The organism is Clostridium sp. D46t1_190503_E9 (assembly GCF_015555225.1).
GTDB lineage: Bacteria > Bacillota > Clostridia > Clostridiales > Clostridiaceae > Clostridium.
The window spans coordinates 166,405-189,776 of the sequence record NZ_JADNKB010000005.1 but is presented as its reverse complement, the minus strand read 5'-3'; the positions used below and the strand labels follow the sequence as shown (position 1 = coordinate 189,776).

General features: G+C 26.5%; 25 protein-coding genes. All 25 read right to left on the bottom strand.

Going from position 1 to position 23,372, the window contains the following annotated elements; all coding sequences use genetic code 11:
• Positions 1–3 precede the first annotated feature (3 nt).
• Positions 4–390: a TIGR02530 family flagellar biosynthesis protein gene (locus I2E83_RS07650; RefSeq protein WP_195264258.1), complete on the bottom strand. Its 387-nt coding sequence runs from the start codon at positions 388–390 to the stop codon at positions 4–6.
• A gap of 36 nt (positions 391–426) precedes the next feature.
• Positions 427–1,119: a flagellar hook capping FlgD N-terminal domain-containing protein gene (locus I2E83_RS07645; protein WP_195264257.1), complete on the bottom strand. Its 693-nt coding sequence runs from the start codon at positions 1,117–1,119 to the stop codon at positions 427–429.
• A gap of 12 nt (positions 1,120–1,131) precedes the next feature.
• Complete coding sequence (locus I2E83_RS07640) at positions 1,132–2,637, bottom strand: flagellar hook-length control protein FliK (RefSeq protein ID WP_195429348.1); 1,506 nt, start codon at positions 2,635–2,637, stop codon at positions 1,132–1,134.
• A gap of 17 nt (positions 2,638–2,654) precedes the next feature.
• A complete protein-coding gene (fliJ, locus tag I2E83_RS07635) occupies positions 2,655–3,086 on the bottom strand; it encodes a flagellar export protein FliJ (RefSeq protein WP_195429346.1) in 432 nt (143 codons plus the stop codon).
• Positions 3,087–3,100: 14 nt separating this feature from the next.
• Positions 3,101–4,411, bottom strand: a complete 1,311-nt coding sequence (gene fliI / locus I2E83_RS07630) for a flagellar protein export ATPase FliI (protein ID WP_195264254.1) — start codon at positions 4,409–4,411, stop codon at positions 3,101–3,103.
• 15 nt (positions 4,412–4,426) lie between these two features.
• Entirely contained in the window at positions 4,427–5,185 is a 759-nt protein-coding gene (locus I2E83_RS07625) for a FliH/SctL family protein (protein WP_195264253.1), read from the bottom strand.
• Complete coding sequence (fliG, locus tag I2E83_RS07620) at positions 5,169–6,185, bottom strand: flagellar motor switch protein FliG (protein ID WP_195264361.1); 1,017 nt, start codon at positions 6,183–6,185, stop codon at positions 5,169–5,171. Before fliG ends, I2E83_RS07625 begins: the two co-directional genes overlap by 17 nt.
• Before the next feature lie 4 nt (positions 6,186–6,189).
• On the bottom strand, positions 6,190–7,752 hold the full coding sequence (fliF, locus tag I2E83_RS07615) for a flagellar basal-body MS-ring/collar protein FliF (RefSeq protein WP_195429344.1): 1,563 nt from the start codon (positions 7,750–7,752) through the stop codon (positions 6,190–6,192).
• Between the two features lie 21 nt (positions 7,753–7,773).
• Positions 7,774–8,076: a flagellar hook-basal body complex protein FliE gene (gene fliE / locus I2E83_RS07610; protein ID WP_195264251.1), complete on the bottom strand. Its 303-nt coding sequence runs from the start codon at positions 8,074–8,076 to the stop codon at positions 7,774–7,776.
• Between the two features lie 9 nt (positions 8,077–8,085).
• Entirely contained in the window at positions 8,086–8,490 is a 405-nt protein-coding gene (gene flgC / locus I2E83_RS07605) for a flagellar basal body rod protein FlgC (RefSeq protein WP_195264250.1), read from the bottom strand.
• 2 nt (positions 8,491–8,492) lie between these two features.
• A complete protein-coding gene (flgB, locus tag I2E83_RS07600; protein WP_195264249.1) occupies positions 8,493–8,888 on the bottom strand; it encodes a flagellar basal body rod protein FlgB in 396 nt (131 codons plus the stop codon).
• 637 nt (positions 8,889–9,525) lie between these two features.
• Positions 9,526–10,383: a flagellin gene (locus I2E83_RS07595; RefSeq protein ID WP_195264782.1), complete on the bottom strand. Its 858-nt coding sequence runs from the start codon at positions 10,381–10,383 to the stop codon at positions 9,526–9,528.
• A gap of 224 nt (positions 10,384–10,607) precedes the next feature.
• The gene (locus I2E83_RS07590; protein WP_195429342.1) at positions 10,608–12,029 is read right to left on the bottom strand and encodes a hypothetical protein; all 1,422 of its coding nucleotides are present in this window, start codon (positions 12,027–12,029) and stop codon (positions 10,608–10,610) included.
• Between the two features lie 105 nt (positions 12,030–12,134).
• Complete coding sequence (locus I2E83_RS07585) at positions 12,135–13,202, bottom strand: glycosyltransferase family 2 protein (RefSeq protein WP_195429340.1); 1,068 nt, start codon at positions 13,200–13,202, stop codon at positions 12,135–12,137.
• Positions 13,203–13,281: 79 nt separating this feature from the next.
• Positions 13,282–14,682: a TPR domain-containing glycosyltransferase gene (locus I2E83_RS07580; protein ID WP_195429338.1), complete on the bottom strand. Its 1,401-nt coding sequence runs from the start codon at positions 14,680–14,682 to the stop codon at positions 13,282–13,284.
• A gap of 30 nt (positions 14,683–14,712) precedes the next feature.
• The gene (locus I2E83_RS07575) at positions 14,713–16,929 is read right to left on the bottom strand and encodes a glycosyltransferase family 2 protein (protein ID WP_195429336.1); all 2,217 of its coding nucleotides are present in this window, start codon (positions 16,927–16,929) and stop codon (positions 14,713–14,715) included.
• A 62-nt stretch (positions 16,930–16,991) separates the two neighbouring features.
• Positions 16,992–17,807, bottom strand: a complete 816-nt coding sequence (locus I2E83_RS07570; protein ID WP_195264792.1) for a flagellin — start codon at positions 17,805–17,807, stop codon at positions 16,992–16,994.
• A 157-nt stretch (positions 17,808–17,964) separates the two neighbouring features.
• Positions 17,965–18,780 (bottom strand): flagellin, encoded by an 816-nt coding sequence (locus tag I2E83_RS07565; protein ID WP_195264793.1) that lies wholly within the window; start codon positions 18,778–18,780, stop codon positions 17,965–17,967.
• Between the two features lie 166 nt (positions 18,781–18,946).
• Entirely contained in the window at positions 18,947–19,276 is a 330-nt protein-coding gene (locus tag I2E83_RS07560) for a flagellar protein FliT (protein WP_243249601.1), read from the bottom strand.
• 3 nt (positions 19,277–19,279) lie between these two features.
• Entirely contained in the window at positions 19,280–21,325 is a 2,046-nt protein-coding gene (gene fliD, locus I2E83_RS07555; RefSeq protein WP_195429334.1) for a flagellar filament capping protein FliD, read from the bottom strand.
• 164 nt (positions 21,326–21,489) lie between these two features.
• The gene (gene fliS, locus I2E83_RS07550; RefSeq protein ID WP_195429331.1) at positions 21,490–21,873 is read right to left on the bottom strand and encodes a flagellar export chaperone FliS; all 384 of its coding nucleotides are present in this window, start codon (positions 21,871–21,873) and stop codon (positions 21,490–21,492) included.
• A 14-nt stretch (positions 21,874–21,887) separates the two neighbouring features.
• A complete protein-coding gene (locus tag I2E83_RS07545) occupies positions 21,888–22,178 on the bottom strand; it encodes a hypothetical protein (RefSeq protein ID WP_195264807.1) in 291 nt (96 codons plus the stop codon).
• A gap of 14 nt (positions 22,179–22,192) precedes the next feature.
• Positions 22,193–22,543 carry a flagellar protein FlaG gene (locus I2E83_RS07540; protein WP_195264809.1) on the bottom strand — a complete coding sequence of 117 codons (351 nt, stop codon included), beginning with the start codon at positions 22,541–22,543 and terminating at the stop codon, positions 22,193–22,195.
• A gap of 166 nt (positions 22,544–22,709) precedes the next feature.
• Positions 22,710–22,928 (bottom strand): carbon storage regulator CsrA, encoded by a 219-nt coding sequence (gene csrA, locus I2E83_RS07535; protein WP_195264811.1) that lies wholly within the window; start codon positions 22,926–22,928, stop codon positions 22,710–22,712.
• A gap of 16 nt (positions 22,929–22,944) precedes the next feature.
• A complete protein-coding gene (gene fliW / locus I2E83_RS07530; RefSeq protein WP_195429330.1) occupies positions 22,945–23,367 on the bottom strand; it encodes a flagellar assembly protein FliW in 423 nt (140 codons plus the stop codon).
• Positions 23,368–23,372 lie beyond the last annotated feature (5 nt).

The window sequence follows — 23,372 nt, the reverse complement described above, 5'->3', positions numbered from 1 at the left end:
AGCTTATAAAATTACAACACTATCAACATTTGTAAATACATTTTCCTTAGCTCTTTCTTTTTCAATTGCTGTTATTACAGTTTTATTTTCTATACTAGCTATTAAAGCTACATCTTTGTATATCATTACAGAATTTTTAGAGCCTTTATCTTGTGCCATTTTGAATCCTTTTGCAATTTGCTCCATATCTTTATCCGTAAAATTAATTTCTTTTAATCTGTCTGCTGCATGTTTTGATAGTGTATATTCTTCACTACCTTTATTTATAGCTTCATTTAAAATGTCATTAAACTTACTTTTATAGTGATTATTTTTTCCATTTACACTTTCGTTTGGTAACTGAAAATTACCTACAGGATAAGCTTTTCCATTTATAACTCTAAAGCTCAAAAAATCACCTACTTTAATAATTTAATTATTTACTTCTTACTCTTCCTCTAGCTTTATTTCTTCTCTACTATTTGAAGCTTTAATTATCTTGTCATAAGTAAATTCTTTTATTTCATCCGAATCATGTAACTTAATTCTTACCTTAACTACACCTTGGTCCTTTAGTACACCTAAAACTTCTCCAGTAATATTATTTTCTTTTGAATCCTTCTCACTTAATTCAACATGTTTTCCTATAAATGAAGAAGCAACTAAAAATGACATATTACCATTAATATTATTAATTGATGGTAACGAATAATCAGGAACATCTAAAACAGTAAGCACATCTGTTATATCAAAGTCCTTATAAGAATTAGTTCCATTTTCATTAACTTCCACAGAAATCGTTGTTTTACCTGATGTAGAAGTTACAGATTTCACAATTCCAGTATAAGGATTCCCTGCATTATCAACACTCTTTAAAGTTACCCCTTTACCAACCATTGAATTATTTGCATAACTAGACATTGTGCTATTTAAATTTGTCATTTGCTCCATTGAAGCAAATTGTGCCATTTGAGTAACATATTGAGTAGAATCGTTATTTCCCATTGGATCCATATTAGACAACTCTGCAGATAATATTGTTAAAAATGCATTTTTATCCATATCTTGTCCAGGTTTAACTATTTGTGTTCCTCTATCAGTTGCTCTAGTACCTGTATAGCTATTAATAACATTAGACACTTAGTTTTCCCCCTATGCTAATAAATTTACATTACTTTCATTAAGTAATTCTTCTTTAATTTCTTCGTCATCAATAAATATAGGATTATTATTATTATCTCTGCTTTGCTGATTTCTAAAATTATCTGATGAATTTTCTTTTCCATTAAAGAAAGTAGTATCTTCATTATATATTCCTATATTTACTTCTTGAATTTTAATATTTTGATCTACTAAACTTTTCTTTATCTCATGTAAATTAGAATTTAATAAATTATAAGTTTCCTTAGAAGTTGCTTTTATCTCGGCTCTCATTATTCCTTCTTCTGAAAGAATTTTAATAGTCATTTCTCCTAGCTCTTTAGGATAAATTTTAACTTTTAATTCTTGAACAGCATTTTTCATCATAAACTTAACATTTTTTATTACATCTAAATCTAATGTTTGCTTATTTACAACTATTGGTTCTTTTATTACTTCTACATTATTTTTATTAAATTTATCATAATAGCTTAATACTTTTGAAAATGATCCTTTACTATCATTATCTATTATCTTAGAAAGTATTTTATCTTCATCATTATTTTCATCTAAGGCATTTTGTTTTAATGAATTATTATAATTTAGATTTTTATCTTTATTTGAATTCTTATCCAATGAGTTAGCCTTATTATCTACAACATTATCATTTACAATTACTCTTGTATTACTAGTACTTTCTTCTATAATATTATCTTCATTATTTACTTTTTGTAATATCAAAGCACTTACTATTTTAAGCTTGTCTTTCTCTTTAATACTAGAAGATATTTTTTCTATAGATTCTTTTGGTAATAATTCTAATAAAGAAATAATTTTATTTGATAACTCACCCTTATAATCCTCTATAGTATTACTCTCAAAAGTATTTAAGTTTATGTCTTCTAAAATACTATTAGTTGACCCTTTTAAATCTCTTAGTAAATCCTTAATATCAATATTACCTGAATTATTATTGCTTTTGCTTAGTAATTCTAGAGATTGTAAAGGATCTGCTATTTTTGTATCCTCTTTTGAATTAAATAATGTTAAGAATAAATTTTCTATATTATCTAAGCTAGAATTATTTAAACTATTAACCTCACTATCGGTAGTAATTAAATTTTCATTACTTAAATTTTTATTTAAAAGTCTAGATAATAATATTAATATTTCACTTAAAGCATCTATATCAGATTCGCTTTTTATAAAATCATTACTTTCTATAAAATTCCCACTATCTATTAATTCTTCTATTTTATTAGCTACCTCTGATAATATATTTTCCACATTATCTTCATTCTCAGAAATCTCATTTTTACCAATATAAGTTTTATTATTTTCTTGTACTGATGTATTATTTGCTAAACTCTTTGAATTATCATTTTCAACTTCTTTATTAAGATAATCTTTAAAATCTGAATTTACCTTTTCTTCTTTTTTAGATTCTTCTTTCTTTGAGATAGTTTTTATATCCTTTAACTTATTATCTAAATCAATCAGAATTTTTGTATTTATCACTCTTTACTCACCTCCTTTCAATGCTTTCTCATGTATGCATATAAAGCAAGTTCGTCATTAAATATTTGATCTTTTCTTTCTTCTTCTTTATAAAATTCTAAGGATTTTCTTTCTTTTAATATATCAACAGTTTTTCTTTCTATCTGCTTTTTCAATAAATCTTCTCTTCTTATATCAAGTTCTTTTAATTTTATAGTTAAATCTTTTTCTGTTTCTGTAATTCCTTTATCTAAAGCAAATAAATAGTTTCTTTTAATTTTTTGATATACAAGGCTTTCGTCTTTATTTATTCCACTGTATTTATCATAATTAAATTTAAGATTATTTAACTTTTCTTCTGTTTTTTGTTTTTCTCTTTCAGTCTTAGTAAATAATCTTTTGCTTTCTTCTTCCTTTTCTGTTCTTATTTCAAGAAGTTTTTCTAATCTAAATTTAAAATTTCCCGACATTTTGAGCCTTCCTTTTAATTTCTAAACATAGAAATAAGTTTTTCTAAAGAAGTGTTAAAATCAGATTTTTCTTCAATTCCTTGTTTTAAATAGCCATTTAATCTATCATTATATTGAATTGATAAGTCTATCTTTTTATTACTTCCCTTTACGTAAGCACCTAAATTTATTAAATCCTCAGCATCTTTATATGTTGCAAGTAAATCTCTTCCCATTGATGCAGCTTCCTTATGAATATCAGTAGCAATACTAGGCATAAGTCTACTAATACTATTCAAAATATCTATAGCAGGATAATGATTCTTATGTGCTAAAGCTCTTGATAAAACTATATGTCCATCTAATATACCTCTTACAGCATCTGCAATTGGCTCATTAAAATCATCACCATCAACTAAAACTGTATAAAAAGCTGTTATAGATCCTTTATCAGATGTACCTGGTCTTTCCATAAGTTTAGGCAATTTAGCAAATACAGATGGTGTATATCCTTTTTGTGCCGGTGGTTCTCCTATGGCCAAACCAACTTCTCTTTGTGCCATGGCGAATCTAGTTACCGAATCCATCATCAATATAACTTTTTTCCCTTTATCTCTAAAATATTCTGCTATAGCTGTTGCTGTTAATGCACCTTTAATTCTTATTAAAGCTGGTTTATCTGATGTTGCACATACAACAATAGATTTTTTCATACCTTCCGGACCTAAATCCTTTTCTATAAACTCTAAAACTTCTCTTCCTCTTTCTCCAATTAAAGAAATTACATTAATATCGGCTTCAGCCTCCCTTGCTATCATTCCAAGTGTAGTACTTTTTCCTACGCCAGAACCAGCAAATATACCAATTCTCTGTCCTTCACCTACAGTTAAAAATCCATCTATAGCTCTTACTCCAGTTGGGAGAATTTCTGTTATTCGCCTTCTTGTTAATGGATCTGGAGGTTGATTTTCAAGAGGATATCCTTCCCCTTGAAAAATCTCATCCCCTTGAAGTGGATTACCTAATCCATCAAGTATTTTGCCTAGCAAATCATCTGAACATCTCACCTCCAAAGGTCTTCTTTCTGGAACTACTCTACATCCCGGAGATATTCCTATAAGTTCTCCTAGAGGCATTAAAAGTACTGCATCTTCTCTAAACCCAACTACTTCACATTTAATTGGTTGATTTTCTAGATTATATATAGTACAAAGTTCTCCAACAAAAGCTTTAACCCCTTGAACTTCGATTGTTAATCCTATTACTTGTTTAACTGTTCCTTCTAAATAGCAAGTATTTACTTCTTTAATTTTTCTATTTAATAAATCAAAATCTACATTTATCATATTTTCACCTACTTACTATTTAAATAAAGCTTCTTCAAGTTTTTCTAATCCAATATCTAACCCAATAATAGCTTTCCCTGTATTTTTCTCGACTATGGCATTTCCATTTTCCATTAAAGGATCTTCAATAATAAATATTTCACCTTTTATTGCATATACTTTTTTAAAGTAATCAACTTTATCTTCAATTGCTTTTACATGAACTGTGTTGCATTTTATTATTATATTTTCTTCACCCTTAGCTTCATTTAAAACTTCTTCTAATAAAGGCAATATACTTTCAGGTTGTTGGAACTCTTTTCTAACTATTATAGATGCCATTTCAAAAGCTATATTTATAATATCTTTTTCTTTCAGTTTTAAATATTCTCTATATTCATTATTTGCAGATTCTAATATTTTTTCTGACTTTTTTATATTTTCTCTTACCTTTTCTTCAGTTTCTAACTTAGCTTTTTGTAATCCTTCTTTATATCCATCTTCAAAACCATTTTCTTTGCCTTGTGCATACCCTTCTTCATAAGAAGTTTTTTCAATTTCAACAGCAGTTTTTCTACTTTTCATAAGTAGTGCTTCTGCTTCTCTTTTAGCCTTTTTTATAATACTGGCTCCTAAGCTCTCATAGCTTTTTCTAATTTCTGCTTCAATAGATTTCATATCTTTTTCTTTATTCTCTTCTACAACTTCTACTTTACTTACATAATTAGTTTCTATCTTTTTTTTAGAAACTTCTAAAGCAGAGTCACTTTTTATAAGATTATAGGATAATTGCATCTTCTCCACCTCTTGAAATTATTATTTCTTGAGCATCATCTAATCTTCTTATTATTGAAACAATTTTTTGTTGTGCTTTTTCAACATCCATAAGTCTAACTGGACCTAAGAATTCCATATCCTCCTTAAGTGAAGCTGCTGCTCTCTTAGATTGATTTCTATAAACACAATTTGCAACCTCATCTGAACATCCTTTAAGCGCAAGTGCAAGTTCTTTTCCATCAACTTCTCTAAGAATCCTTTGAATAGATACATCGTCAAGAGTAATAATATCTTCAAATACAAACATTGAGCTTTTAACAATATCTGCAAGTTCTGCATCTTCTCTTTCTAAGCTTTCAGTAATATTCTTTTCTGTAGTTCTATCAACTTGATTTAAAATATCTACCAAAGTTTCAACTCCACCAAGTGAAGTCATTTCACTTCTAACAACAGTACTTAATTTACTTTCAAGTACTTTTTCAATTTCTTTAATTACCATTGGAGAAGTATTGCTCATAGTTGCTATTCTATAAGCTACTTCACTTTGAGTATCTTCAGGTAATTCAGCTAAAACTTGTGCAGCCTTATCTGGTTGAAGATAACATAATATCAAAGCTATTGTTTGTGGATGTTCATAGCTAATTACATTCAATAGTTGATGAGCATCTGCCTTTCTTGCAATTGAAAATGGCCTATATTGCTGAGTTGCTTCTGTAACCTTACCTAAAATTTCATTTGCTCTTTGAGTTCCCAAAGCCTTTGATAATAAAGTTCTTGCATACTCTATTCCACCTTCTATAATATAATCTCTGGCCTTATTCATTTCTAAAAATTCATCTAGAATAATCTGTCTTTGTTCAGCCGTAACAGACGATATATTAGCAATTTCATACGTTATCTTTTGTATTTCCGGTTCTGGAAGCTTCTTCAAAATTGCTGATGAGGCTTCAGGCCCAAGTGTTATAAACAATATAGCTGCCTTTTGTACTCCGTTTAATTTTGCTAAATCTCTTGCCATATTATCACCTCTCATTCTCAGCTAACCAGGATTTTACTATATCTGCTACTTGATCTGGTTTTTCAGTTGCATATTGCTTTATTTCATTTTCTATATGTGCCTTTGGATTTATAGTTTCAAAATTAATTGAAGGCATAGTTTCAGTATTCTCATTAGTTAATCTGTCATCTATAACAACATCTAATAAGTTTTCTTTATCTTCTTTATTATTTTTAGATTTCCTTCTTACTAAAATTAAAATTACTATTATAATAATAAGTCCCAATAATCCTAAAACTGAATAAATTATCATTTTATTTCTATTTTCTTTTGCTAATAATTCATTTATATCATCAAATTCCTTTTGTGCTTCTTCCTTTGTCACTGGATCGAAAGTCATACCAACTACTGATACACTATCTCCTCTTTCCGTATTAAGTCCAATTGCATTAGCAACAGATTTTTCTATAGCTGTTTGTACATTTCCTGCTATATTCCCATCAATGAAAACAGAAGCAGTTAATCTTTTAACTTCTCCTGGAGCACTTATAGTTTTAGTTTCTGTTTTTCCACTTTCATAGTTAGTGCTTACCTCTTCTCTTGAAGAATTATTTCCTGTGCTACCATCATCTATAGTATTTCCCATGTTATTATCTACAGGACCACCGCTATTTTCTCCTGTGCCTGTTCCATTATTTTCTTTTATAGTTTGCTGGCTAACAATAACCTTATTAGGATCTATAGTTGTTTCTGTTTTTTGCTTAGAATCAAAATCTAAATCGACATTTACAGAACTTTTAACTTTATTTTTCCCTACTACAGGTTCTAAAAGATCAATAATTGATTTTTGTATGTCTTCTTCATATTTTTTTTCTAAATCAAATTGTTTTTCTATAGTTTCAGAGCTTACTTCTGTTCCATCTGAATTATTTAAACCTTTAGTTAAAAGATTCATATTATCATCTATTACTTCAATATTCTCCTTAGGGACATTTTCAGTACTTCCTGAAACTAACGCAACAATCGATTCCACTTGTTCTTTACCTAACTTATTACCCGGAACAAGTTTTAAATAAACAGCTGCCTTTCCTGGTTCCTTATCTTCTACAAAAACAGAATCCTTTGAAGGTGTTATATGTACTCTTACTGTATCAATTTGAGGAAAACTTTTTATAGTTTTTTCTAATTCTCCTTGTTGCATTCTTAATTTTTTTAATTTAAATTCTTCATCAGTCATTCCAAATGAGTTTCCAGTATCCATTAATTCATAACCTTTACTTCCATCTGAAAGTTCAGGAGCTAATTCAAGCCTTAGCTCATCTACTGATTCCTTTGGAACCATTATTGTTTCACCTTCAATTTTCATATCAACTTTTTTCTCTTTTAATTTATTTGTTACAAGTTGTGCATCACTTGCATCTAAATTAGAAAACAAAACCTTATATTTATTAGCCGAATTGTAAAAAAATAAAGACCCTATAGCAATAATAAATGTAACCAGCGCTGCTATTATTGCAATTCTTATTCCTTTACTAAATGACTTAAACTTCCCCCACAGCTTACTGAAGCTTTCCTTAAGCTTATCCATTAATAGCACTCCTTACCATAATTACAATTGCATTCTTGTTAATTCTTGTACTGCTTCAACAACTTTATTTCTTACTTGAATTGCTAATTGAAGTGACATTTTAGCTTCCTCCATGCTTAGCATCATTTCATGAACTTCAACATCTTTTCCTGAAATAAAATCATTTGTCATATTATCTGCATTAATTTGTTTCTCATTTAAATTATCCAAACTATCCTTTAAAGCACTTTGAAAATTCTTTTCTGAAGGGCTTGTCTTAATATTATTGGTATTAATATTGCTTTCAAAAATCTTTTCACTTGGAATAAAGTTATTAACTATCATAATTTATTTCTACCTTCCCAACTCTAATGTTTTAGTAAACATGCTTTTTGAAGCATTCAAAGTGTCTATATTCGCCTCATAAGATCTAGAAGCTGATATTATATCAGCCATTTCATTAAGTAAATTAACATTTGGCATAGTAACATACCCATCTTCATTTGCATCTGGATGAGTAGGATCATAAACACTTTTTAGAGGCGACTCATCATCAACTATTCCAACAGCTTTTACTCCATTAAGTTTTTTTGCCTCATCTAAATTTTCTTGAAACACCGCAATTTTTCTTACGTAAGGTTTACCATCTTCTCCTCTAGTTGTAGTTGCATTAGTTATATTAGATGTTATCGTATCCATCCTCAACCTCTCCGCCGAAAGACCACTTGCACTTATTCTCATAGTATTAAATATTCCCATCCCTATCTACTTCCTCCTGATATAACACTCTTAGTCATATTTAATTTTGAATTTGCTTGAGTTATTAATGCATTATACATTAATGTGTTTGCTGCTTGATTTACTTTTTCTAAATCCATATCAACATTATTTCCATCAGTTCTCATACTAGTACTTTTATCTTGTTTAACACTAATTAAAGAATTGTTTAATTCTCCATTTAAATGCCCTTTTTTAGTTTTCTTTAAAGAAAACTCTTCAGTTGCTTTTGTTAGATTATCTTCAAAAGAAACATATGATTTCTTAAAATCCTTAGTATTTATATTTGCCATATTATTTGCAATTACTTTTTCTCTTAATGCAGATGCATCCAATCCTAATTTTATAAATTGCATTGAACTATCATTATTTATATTCATAATCCCTCTCCCTACAACAACATTCTTCAATTCTCAAGTTTAATTTACAAACAGCTACTTTTATTTCTTTTTCTTAATTAGGTTATTTATGAAAAATTCACCATATTTCTATTATAGTTTAATATGAATTATTTTTCTATAATAATTTCATTAAAAATACCCATTATATTTTTATGAATTTTTTAATTTCAGCAATTCAAATCTTATTTTTCGATTATTTTCTACATAATATCTTAATATTTTTCTTATCATTTAAAAATTCATTATATTTAACTATAGAAAGCTAAAAAAAATAGAAAATTATTTTAATATTTATGTCGATATTATTTTAAAATATTTGTTGAATTATATTTAATAAGAAATTAAAATTATTTTATTTTTTTTACCTCTTTCTTATATTTGAGAAAACATTGTGCAAATTTAAGTTTAATTCTGCTGTTTTGTAAAATATTTAATATACAAATTCTAATTAATAATTAATCATAAATTAGGAAACCTTTTTATGAATATTTACATAAAAAACCTTTTAGATAAATAAAAATAACAACTTTAAAGGGGCTCGCGTTTCGCGAGCCCCTTTAAAAACAAATTATATATGTTACAATAAAAATTTTAAATTTGTATTATGACTATTTTTTTATTTCATATTCTCTAATACTCTTAGCACATCCTGTGGAAATTTATTGGTTTGTTGCATTAAAGCAATTGAAGTTTCATGTAGTATTGATGTTCTAGCATACTCAGCCATTTCTAATGCTAAATCAGAATCCCTTATTCTACTTTCAGCATTTTCTAAATTCAATGAGCTTCCATTTAAATTTTGAGCTGAAGTATCCATTCTATTTTGAATTGCTCCATACCTGCTTCTTACAGAGTTCATAGTTTCTATTGCTGAATCTACAATATTTAAATTTTTATCTAATTCATTTGTGTTAATTATATTTATATTTTTCAATGAATTTCCTTCTGAATCAATAAGCATATCTGTTCTTACATTAAACACAGGTATTTTTATTTCTTCTTTCGCATTAGCTCCTACAACATGATTTAAATACTTAGGATAATCATTATTAGTAACTTTATCAGAATTCAATAACTTTACACCATTAAATTCAGAATTATTTACTGTATAATCAATATGTTCCTTAAGTTGATTTATTTCACCTTGAATTATAGACAAATCTTCATCATTTTGAATTCCACCAACTTGTACAGTTAATTCCTTAATTCTATTTAAAGCTTCACTTACAGTATTTAATGCACCATCTACTGATTGCATCATAGAAACTCCATCTTGAATATTTCTTTCAGCCATTTGAAGTCCCCTGATTTGCATTCTAAGCCCTTCACTAACTCCAAGTTTATTTGGATTGTCCTTAGCCGAATTAATCTTAGTACCAGTACTAATTCTATCTAAAGCAATAGATTGGGTAACTAAATTTTTTTTATAGTTTCTATATACATTTAAAGATTGCATATTTTGATTTAATCTCATAATATTATCTCCTACATTATACAAATTTAAATACTTATGTTTAATTTATCGTTACTTTTATAATTTCCTTTATATACTTCTAACTATATATAAAATTATAATCACCTTAAAACTTTATTATAGCCCTATAAAAATATCTTTACTTATTTTACTTACTTCATATTTGTTTCCATGGTATTCCACATTTTCTATAACTCATCTAACTCGTTATCCATTAGTTAATTTTACCATATAATCTCTTTCTTCAATACTTCAGTAAACTTTATTGATCCTTTTCCGTTTAAATGAGAATAATCCCAAAAATCATCATCTTCAAATAAATCACTGTCAAAATAATCGATGACTTGAAAACTATATTTATCTTTTAGCTTATCTAGTATGCTGTAAAATATATTTTTTCTATTTATATCGAAATTCTCTCTATAATATCTGCTTGTAGGACATATTGCAATAATAGGAGTTATATTATTTTCTTTTAAAAATACTATATATTGTTCTAATATTTTTTCATTTTCAATTCTTGTTTCCATATAATTCATAGATGAATTCTTTTGAGCTTCATAAATTCCACTTGTATCATTTAAAGTTAATATTGTTCTTTCTTTTATTTTATTCATATTTATATATTTTTCAAACGTTATACGCTTTTCATAAAAAGACTTAATTATATCTAACTCGATGATGTTATCATTATTATGATAATCTTTAAAATAATTAATATATCTATGAATTCTATTGCTAGCACTTGTTTTAGTCATATCGTAATCAAAAGAATAATACCCCATATTTATAATTACATACTTCAAGTTATCTTTTACCTGTTTAAAATTAAATAAATACTTTATTAGTTTAAAATCATAGTATAAATCTTGAGATGAAAAAGAAAAATTAATAAAATTGTCATTAATATCTTCTTTTATTCCTACCTCTGCATAAGATAATCCCGTTATTATTCCATTAATTTTATTTCTTCTTAACATGTCCAAAATTTTATAGTCTAATCCTTCTATAACTGAGAGTTTATAATCTTCAAAGAAATAAATATTTTTTTTATTATATTTTTTTATAGATTTTAATATTTTATTTTTATCAATATCTTCAACTACAAAGATAAAATCGTATTTATAATTTTCTAGATTCAAAATATACTCGTTATTATATAAAATTTCAAGATTTATAATCTTTAATACATTCCATTCATCAAATAATTCATTAAATTGCATACATCTATCATAATTTCCTAATAATATTACATCATATTTTTTTCTATTATATCCAATTTCATTCAATTTACTATTTACTATTTCTTTATAATCATTATTTTCATTTACGATTCTAGCTATATTATATATAATTTTGGCTGCCTCTATCTCGTTATTTACTTCATATAAATATCCAAGATTATATATTAAATCAAAGTTAATACATGATTTTTTAAGACCATCATTTATTATATTTTTAGCCTCTTCCATTTTTCCTTCTAAAATCAATAAAATTGATTCAATTGAATATATCTCAATATCATCTTTAAATATTTCCTTATACTCTTTTAAATATTTCCTAGCTTCAAAAAATAATCCATTACTGATTAGTATGTTTATATTATTTTTTGCTTTATTTTTTAATTCTTTTAATTCTTCATTCACATTTATACCTCATAAAGTTTAATATGTAATAATAAATCTTCATAAATAGTGCTCTTAAATATATTGTCTATTTATTTTTCTAATTATAAAGCTTTACCAACTTTCTTATTTATCTTTTATTTTCTCAAATCTATCTTTTGCATTCTTATACCCTTCATTATATGATACTTTATAATAATATTTAGCTTTATCTAAGTCCCCAGTGGTTTCATAAAACACACCTAAATTATAAGCAGCTTTAAAACTTCCTACACCTTTAACAATCTCATTTGCTGTACTTCCTATCTCTAGACATTTTAAATAACTTTCTTCAATTAAGTATAAATATTGTCCATATTCCATCACATTAGATAAAATTAAATTCATATAGAATATACCACAAGAAAAATTAAAATCTGCATCATTTGAATATTGATTATAATATTTTTCAATAATACTTAGCCCAATATCAAATTTATTTATATTTACTAAGTTATTTATGTATAGATTAATAAAACTTTTATTATATGAATAATTGAACTTAATATTTTTATAGCATCTTTCGAAATACATATCTGCCTCTTCATACCTTTTAGCTACATGTAATGTCCTTGCAATTTGATATAAAATATAATTATCATTGCTATCACTTTCCAATTCCTTAAAAAGCAAATCTAAGTTTCTTTTAGATTTATCTTTATTAAAATACCCACTATGGATTACTTCTAAATTAATATTCTTTCGCTTATACAAAGATTCCAACTGCTCATGAATACATCCCCTATACACCAATCCCTTTGGATAAAATCTAGATACATATTCAGTTGAAGAACTAATTTCATTGCCATCAATAAATTTACTCTCAATTTTAATTCTCCCTATGCATCTTGGATTATTAATGGCAAAATCAATTAAATCTTCTTTTTCTCCAATATTAACTACTTCGTCTGCATCCAATACTAATATCCAATCGCCACTACATTTCTCTGCTGCAAAATTTCTAGCCATTGAAAAATCATTACACCATCGAAATTCATATACTTTAGCTCCCATTTTTCTTGCTACTTCTATTGTGCCATCTTTGGATCCAGTATCTACCACTATTATTTCATCCACCAAATTCTTTACACTTCCAAGGCAGTCCTCCAAAACTTCCGCTTCATTTTTAACTATCATAGCTAATGATATTTTCATAAATTACTCCTTTCATTATTTATTTTATATGAAAAAAACAGGCAAACCAAATGAATACCTGTTTCAAATGTCTTCATGATTACTTAGCCTGGAGCTCTAATATTTTTCTATCTATAACAGCTAATATATCTTCTTCGACATATTGATTTCTTGATAATTTATAATTAAATATAGCTCCCACTTTATCTCCAAGCATTTCTAATATACAAGCTTTATTATAAATTAAATCACTATTATTTCCGTTAATAATAAGCCCATAATTAACTTCTTCTAAAGCTTTATTATAATCTTTACTTAGAAAATATATAGCTGAAGTTATTGTAAAAAATTCTGCATCTGTAATATATTTATATTCAGGCATATTTCGTAGTTCATTTAAAATATTAATTGCTTCTTCAATATTAGAGTCTAATAATACTTTTAAATTTTCCTTTAGTTTTATTATCCAATCATTAAACTCTATTATCTTTTTATTTTCTTCTATCATTTTAATAGCATTTTCTTTAGAAGATAAAGAAAACATTTCTACACTTATATCATCAATATATAGCTTATTATCTAAAATATTTAAATAGTTATTTAAAAACTCAATACTCTTATCATATTTTTTTATTTTATTTAGGGATAATCCTTCTAAATAAATACAATCTAAGAAGTAAGGAAATACTTTCAAAACATCATTACAAATATCTATAGTTTTTATAAATTCATTATTTAAGTAATAAGTTTGTGCTGCCGTCCTATAATACATTAATGATTCTTCATCAATTTTTTTTGATATTAATTTTAAATACCTATCAACTTGATGCTTAGAATCTTTAAAATTTCCTATTGAATTATAACTCTTAGCCAGTTGAAACATATAATAGTAATTGCTAGGATTTTTAGATAACTCTTTTTTCAATATAGTTGCTGTCCTATTAAACTTAGCTAACCTTTTTGTATCATCCATTATATATCCAAAATGGTTTATTTGAATATCTGTAAATTTTATAGGCTCAGTAAAAATAGGTTGATTATGAATAGCCCCAATATATTTAAAATTTCCATCATTTTTAAATATCAAAGGAAATTTCAAATCTGAATATTCTTTTAAATTTTCATTTAAATAATTTCTTAATTTTAAATATATGGTATTATAATTCCTATATTCTTTACTCTTAAAAAGATTAATAAGATCATTAACACTATTCGTATCTACGCATTGATCAGCATCTTGAATAAATATATACTCACCCTTAGCCTTAGAAATACTATAATTTCTGGCCATAGAAAAATTGTCTTGCCATTCAAAATCATAAATACTCTCTGTGTACTTTCTACATATCTCTATAGTTTTATCTGTGGAACCAGTGTCAACAATCACTAATTCTGCAATACCATTTTCTATTAATGGGCTCATACTTTTCAAGCAACTATCTATATATTTTTCCTCATTTCTAACAATCATGCAAATACTTAAACTTAGATTTTTTTTCATATTTATCTTCCTTATTAAACTAATCTATTTTTATATAATATCTATTTTTTCTTTCAATCTAATTATATTAGTATTGATTTCCTCTAAATTTATCTTTTCAGTTTGTATATCTAAAATATCATAATAAATAGATAATGCCGATATATTTTTATTATTTGTCTCATAAATATAAGCTAAATTATATAATAAATCTATATTTTGTGAGTAATATTTTAACCCATTTTTTAAGATATCTTCTGCTTCCTTTATTTCATTTGAATAGAACTTCAAGGTTGACTTAATAGATAGTAACTCAACATCTTGCTTAAGATTAAATAGTTCTTCTAATTGATTCAATACCTCTATTGCCTCTATAATCATATTATTATTTATTAAAGTTATTAGATTCTCTTTAAATTTTCTTATATCACTCTCTGTGATCAAATTATTGTCTTCTATATCCTCTAATATTAAAGAATCTTTTATTATAGATATCAAATTACTAAACTCAGGCTTTATAGTAACTGCTTCTTTTAAAACAGAAATTGCTTTTAATATATTTTTTTCTTTAATAAACTTATTGAAGTTATTGATTTTGTTTGAAAACTCTCTAGCATCATTTAGACTACTATCTTCAATATCTTCAACTATTAATATATATTTATACATTAAAGCTATTAGCTTTTCTTTATTAATTAAATAAGAATTGATTATCATATCACTTTTTTCAAGTAAATATCCTATTATATAAATAATCTCATTTCTGTAATTACATCCAACTATATCATCAATAGATGAATTATTTAAAGTGTCAATTAAAGATTCAATACAATTTTCTATTTTAATTGCCTTATTTAATTTTGAGTTTTCATCTATGAAACTTAATAAATTTTTAAAACTGCTATCTTTTTCGAAACTAATCTTTTTCTTTACTATTTTTCTTTCTTCATCATCTAAATTTAATTTTTCTATAAGTAAATCCTCATCTATATTTTTTGTACTAACAACTATCTTTGAAAGTAAATAATTAAGTAATATAATTTCATCTTCTTCCTTTAATTTTTCGATTAAATTATTTATAGAAGATATGTCTTCTTTCAAAATATTTACTTTCAATATTTTTCCAACCACTAGCATGTATGTTTCTTTATCTTCATTTAGCTTATTTATGTATTCTTCTATATTTTCTAATTGATTTATCTTAATTTTAAGCCTTAAAATATCTCCAATGACACTAAACTTATGTCCATAAGAAAATACTTCTAATCCATTAGTGCTCGCATATTTTTCGTATTTAAATGTATTTAAATAATTTAAATACATTTTCAAATTATAAACCGCTCTATCAAGATCACCTTCAATAAGATAGCATTTTCCCATTAGATAGTAGCAATCTATTAATTCTTCGTCTAATTCTTTCATTTTTTCACAATAATAAATACACTTATCATATTTCTTTGCATTAAAGTATATTATTGTGGCATTATGATAATAATTTATTCTTAAACTTTCATTAATTTTTTCTGATTCAATTAACAAAAGATATTTTTCTAATTCAATTATTGCTTCCTTAGTATCTCCATGCATCTCATAACTTCTACTAAGTTGATATATATAATAAATATTATTTGGATCTTTTTTCAATTCACTTTTTAATAGTGTCGCTGTTCTTTTAAACTTTTTTTCTTTTATATCCTCAGTCATTATATATCCATAATGCATCATGTATATTTCTAAATTTTTTACAGGTCCTTTATATATTGGCTGATTATGTATTTTACCTTCATATCTGAATGTTCCATCATTTTTAAATATTAAATTCAACGAAAAATAGGTATATTCACTTAAATCTTCTTTTGTAAAGTTTTTATATACTAATGAATATGTATTAAAATTTTTATATTCATTGCTACTAAAAAGTTGTATTAATTTATTAACCTCATTTTCTTCCATTTCTTGATCTGCATCCATTATAAATATGTAATCGCCTTTAGCAAGAGAAATACTGTAATTTCTCGCTTCCGAGAAATTATTATTCCATTCTTTAAAATATACTTTGTTTGTATATTTTTTAGCTATTTCAATAGTCTTATCAACTGAACCTGTATCAACTATTATTAATTCTGCTAAGTTTAAATCAAGTAATGGCTTTAAGCTTTTTAAACAATTATCAAGGAACTTTTCCTCATCCCTGACTATCATACATACACTAAGCCTATAACTATACTTATTTTTTAATTCCTCGATATGCTTATTTGCTTCTTTCATTAATATTACTCCTTAAATTATAATTTAAAAAGAGGGACCTAAGCCCCTCCTAAAAATAATTATTATCTTAATAATTGTAAAACACCTTGTGGTTGTTGATTAGCTTGAGCAAGCATAGCTTGTGCAGCTTGTTGTAAAATATTATTCTTTGAGAAATTCATCATTTCTTTAGCCATATCTACATCTCTAACTCTACTTTCTGCTGCTGTTAAGTTTTCTGATGTATTATTTAAGTTGCTTATAGTATGCTCTAATCTGTTTTGTAGAGCTCCTAAATCTGATCTATGAGTTGATACTTTCTCTATAGCCTTATCAAGAACATTTGTTAATGTATTAGCTGAAGATGTATTAGTTACTTTTAAGCTTGCTGCTGTTATTCCTAATCCAGATGTACTCATAGTTTTTAATGAAATAGTAATCTTTTGATTTGAATTAGCTCCAACTTGAATATTTACTTTTGAAGTATTAGCTAATATACTTTGTTTATTAAATTGAGTTTGGCTTGATATTCTATCTATTTCAGAAGATAATTGATTTAACTCTGTTTCAATAGCTGTTCTATCAACTGATACATTTGTATCATTTGCTCCTTGAATTGAAAGTTCTCTCATTCTTTGAAGAATGTTATGAGTTTCATTTAAAGCACCTTCTGCTGTTTGAATTAATGAGATACCATCTTGAGAATTTCTTGATGCTTGATCTAATCCTCTGATTTGTCCTCTCATTTTTTCTGATATTGCAAGTCCTGCAGCATCATCACCAGCTCTGTTTATTCTTAAACCTGAGCTTAATTTTTCCATTGATTTTCCTGCTGCTGATGTGTTCATTCCCATGTTTCTATGTGCATTTAATGCATTCATATTGTGATTAATTATCATTTTTTATTCCTCCTTGATTTTAACTTGACATCCTTGTCATAATATTATTAATATCATATAAAATATCTTTCCTTTATTAAAGGAAACTCCTTCTCACTACTTCGAAGGAGTAAGCAACTCACAAAATTTTAGCTAAAGCTTAAAATTGGTTCCTTGCTTATCTTAATAATTGAAGAACACCTTGTGGTTGTTGATTAGCTTGAGCAAGCATAGCTTGTGCAGCTTGTTGTAAAATATTATTTTTTGAGAAACTCATCATTTCCTTAGCCATATCTACATCTCTAACTCTGCTTTCTGCTGCTGTTAAGTTTTCTGATGTATTATTTAAGTTGCTTATAGTATGTTCTAATCTGTTTTGTAGAGCTCCTAAGCTTGATCTATGAGTTGATACATTTTCTATAGCTGTATCTAAAGCATCTGTAAGTGCATTTGCTTTATCTGTAGTTGTAACATCTAAAGTTCCACCTACAACCTTTAATGCTGCAGCATCCATAGTCTTTAGTGAAATAGCTATTGTTTGTCCTGAATTTGCTCCAACTTGAATATTTACTGTTGCAGCTCCTGCTAATATATCTTGTTTGTTGAATTGAGTTTGTTTAGCTATTCTAGTTATTTCTGAAGATAATTGATCTAATTCAGTTTTTATAGCAGCTCTATCAACTGTTACATTTGTATCATTAGCACCTTGTACTGAAAGTTCTCTCATTCTTTGAAGAATGTTGTGAGTTTCATTTAAAGCACCTTCTGCTGTTTGAATTAATGAGATACCATCTTGAGAGTTTCTTGATGCTTGATCTAATCCTCTGATTTGTCCTCTCATTTTTTCTGATATTGCAAGTCCTGCAGCATCATCTCCAGCTCTGTTTATTCTTAAACCTGAGCTTAATTTTTCCATTGATTTTCCTGCTGCTGATGTGTTCATTCCCATATTTCTATGTGCATTTAATGCATTCATATTGTGATTAATTATCATTTTTATTCCTCCTTGATTTTAACTTGACATCCTTGTCATTTAATTTTATATTTAGAAATCCTACCATTTTGGTAGAGAAATTCTCTATATAGAGTTTAAGTTGCTTAAGCTTATATTATAAGTATCGTACATATTTACATAACTTTATATATTTTTATAAAGTTTTTTATATTTTTGTACTAAAAAAACTATTTATTCTTCTATTTTTTTCATAGGCATTATTAGCATTTTTAATATTATGAAGATTTCTAATTTCTTCTTTTACTTTTAATTGCTGTTCCTCAATAGAAATCCTTAATTTCTTGTCAATTTCTAATAACCCCTTCGATATATATAATTCTTTTATTTCATTCTTACTTATACATTGCTGATCAAATAATTTATGTATTAACTCTTCTCGTATATTCATAAGTTCATCAATTGGCAAATCTTCTTTTAAATTACTTATTATATCTTCAGTTATCTTCTTATAATCATTTAATATCATATCTACCATATCTTAACTCAATCCTAGTTGCTGCATTAAATAACTTTGTTGAGAATTATATTTATTCATCATTGTCTCTAAAGTTGCATATTTACTATATAAAACTTGCTCTCTTCTAGTAAAATCCTTCTCCATATCTTTCATCTTTTGCTCATATTTTTCAATGGATCTAGTTAATTCATTAGTATAAGCAGTAGAAGAACCCTCTAGTCCAGCTTTATTCATTAATGGAGCAGAAACAGTTACAGACTCTTTATATAATATATCTTTGACTCTTTGCATTAATCCTGTTTGTGCATACTTTTTACTATCTGAAAGACCTTCTGTAGTTGGTTTTGCTTTTATAAATAAATTCATAACTTCTTCTGTATTTTCTTCTAATGCTTTTGTTAACTTAGTTTCATCTATTGTGAATGTACCATTTTTAGTTCCTTGATAATCTTCTGTTGGTTTTATCCCTATCTTTTCTAAATTTAAACCAGATCCTTCAACAAAAGTCCTCATAGCTTGCTTTAAACTATTTGAAATTCTTGTTAAATCTGAATCTCTATTCAGTTGTCCCTTTTCAACTTTTTCATTCCATAGCTTAATTTCACTCTCTGACATTTCACTTTTTTGATCTGATGTTAGAGGGTCGAAATCTCTATTCCTTTTTTGCATAGTTAAAGTGTTTAATTTTTCGATTAAAGTATTATAGTCATTTATAAAAGTAACTAACTTTTCCTTAATATCTGTTACATTTGTTTTTCCATTAACAGTTATTCCTTCTGATGATATTTCTCCAGAAAACTTAAAAGTTACTCCATCTAATATAACTGAATTAGAATTTCCTTTATGAGTATAAACTCCACCTTTATTATCCTTAAATACAATTTCCGCATCTCTACCTGCAGAAGGTTCAATTACATTTCCTAATGATTTATCCAGTATACTTACATTGACATCATAATCAGCACCAAGTCTATTGGATGTTAACACTATTTTACCATCAACATTTATACTAGCAGTAACATTTGTGTTTTCCTCTTTTAACACTTTATTTAAGTGATTTAATATATCAGTACTATCATTTTTACCTGTTAGATCAATCATATTTCCATTAACAGATATTTTTTTATCTTTTATCAAGTTTATATCTAATGTATTAGTAGTTGCAGTAGCATCTATTCCTTTTACAAATGTTCCACCTTCCCCATTTATAAATATCTCAGGATCTTTAACATCACTTCCCAAAACAGTGCTGCTAAAAGTTATCTTTCCATCATCAGCTACTTTTGCCGTTAAATTTTTATCTTTTATTTTACTTTGTAATAATTTTTCTATATCTGAATTTGTAAGAGTATCATTAATATCTAGTGATATTTCTTCACCATTGATAAATATTTTCCCATATGAAGCTTCCAAATCCCTAATTGTAAAATTATCTCCAGTTATTGTTGCTGCTGTTGCATTTATACCTTTATTAACAGTTCCTTTATTATCAAAAGTTCCTCCAATAGTAAAAGTACTATCTTTTCCTAATACCGTAGATTCAAATATAAATCCCTTAGCATTTCCAGATTCACTTCCTGCAAAATCACTATATCTTACTGATACATTTATTCCTAATTCCTTTAATTCTTTATTTAAATTTGCAGCTCTATCTTTTTCTGTATCTCCTTTTAATATAAATTCCTTACCATTTATACTAATTTTATCATCCTTATCTATTCCCGTTGATAAAACTGTTTTAGCAGCTTTAGCAGTAGTACCAGTTATAGTATAATTCTCTGGCTTTGCATCACTACCTCCAGTAACTGTCAATACATTTTCATTAGACGAAGTAAATCTAGTAGTTGCCCAGTTTTTACTCAATAATATGCTATCAGTTTTTGTTACATCAAAATATTTATTATAAAGTTCTCTTGAATCTTTAATAACTTCCCTATAAAGCTTTTGCTTTATTTCTAAAATTTCCTTATCTTGACCTTTTCTATCTATCTTTATTCTATAAGGCTTCATGGAATCTTTAACAATTTGATCCATATCCAAGCCAGTTGCTAAACCTGTTATTCTCACTTAAACACCCCCGACTTACAATTAATAATTGATAATGGACAATTGATAATTATTGAAAAAACTCCTATGGAATTTTACTTTGAATAAATTTCTTTAATAATTCAGCCCGTCTGAATTATATCCTAATTTGTCCATTGTCAATTGTGCATTATCAATTATATATATTATCTAGATTTTTTAGATATTTCGTATGCTTCATGCCATGTATTTCTCACATCTTCAATAACTGGCATAAGCTCGTCCATCATTTTCACATCTTTTTTTAGATTTATTTCAAATAATCTTGTTTTTACAAATTCATATACTTTATATATTTGCTTTGCCCACTCACCTGCATTTTGATCTAAACTTATCATAAGTTCTGTAAATATATCTTGAACTTTAACTAGATTTTCATGACTTTTTTTAATGTCTTTACTAACTAAAGCTTCTCTTGCTATTTTTGCAAATTTTACAGCTCCATCTACTAACATTAATAGTAATTGTTCTTTTGATGCGTAGTTTACGCTATTATTTTTATACACATTTAATGCATTATTGCCATACATTTTATTGTTTCCTCCTACTTTTTAACATCTAAAAAGGTGCCATAACCTATTGCATTTAAGTTTTCTTCTTTTTCACCATGAAGACTTATAGTGGACTTTTCTAACTTTGTAGCATCTACAGTAAATTTATTTTGCTCCATTTGCTTTCTTTCTTTTTTTACATATTCATTGAAAAACTTTTTCTTTTGCTTTTCACTATCTTTATTAATACTTATGTTAGACTTTCTATGAACCTTACCGTCTTTTGTTTTTTCGTAAACCTTTTTTCTAAGATCTGTATCTATTTTATTTAGTAAGAAATTCATAGTACTTCCCCCTATTAAGCTTTTTTGTCTATTGCAACACCAACTAGTTCCATCATTTTAGCTACTAGATCAAGTATTTTCTTAGGTGGGCACTCCATAATAACTTCTTTAGTATCTTCATTTATTATTTTTACCATTACATCTCCAAGCTTTTCATGGACTGAATACTCTGCATAGGTATGCTCATCTTTTAAAAACTCATTTAATTTATCTATTGCCTTTATTACATCATCTTTTCGATAATTTTTATCTTTAGCACTTACAGCTCCTACTACATCCTTGTTTTCTGCAATTTGCTTAATTTCTGGATTTTTAACTGTACTTAGGTTAACTTGTCCTCCTTGACTTGCAACCTTTATTTCCATTTTAAAACACCACCCTTGTTATAATGAAAGAATGAAAAAAATTAAGGAATGAAAAAATTGTTGTTATAATTCTGCAAAGCTGAATTATTTCATTAATTTCTTAATATTATTTGAAAGAAATTTCAAATAACTTTTCGTTTTTTCATTTTTCACTATTTCATTTCTCTTATTTTTTTCCTAGCATTTTTAATAATTCTATACTCATTTTTGTTGCTTCTTTGTTTTCATTTTCAACTTCTTCATAAAGCTCTTTTCTTAAAATAGTCATTTCTTTAGGTGCTTTTATTGCTAGTTTCACGCTGCCATCTTCTATTTTAGAAATAGATATTTCTATTTCATCACCTATTAAAATAGACTCTCCTTTTTTTCTTGTTATAACTAACAAATTTAACACACCCTTCTTACTTGAATACTTTTTCTTTTATGCTATATATTTCTTTGTCTAAAATATATTGTTCCCCTTTTTTGTTTTTTATATTTATTACTAAAGGTGCTTTTAAATTTGCTGTTATTTCTTCTGATTTAGAATTTAATGTCACAATTGAATATAACATTACATCTTCTGGATTTTCTAAATTTAAGTTTTTTATTACTTCATCATTTAGTCTTATTTCATACTTATCATTTATAAAAAACGGAGAAATAATTATAAAACCTAATTCTTTATCTTCTATTGATTGTAAAATATTGAATGGACTTTCATTTCCAATTTCTTTTATTATATATTTTTTTAAATTATCGAATCCAGGAATTCCTTTTTCAAAATATATTATTTCATTTTCTTCATATATCATCTTTCCATGTATTGGTGATATTAATTCCATATTAT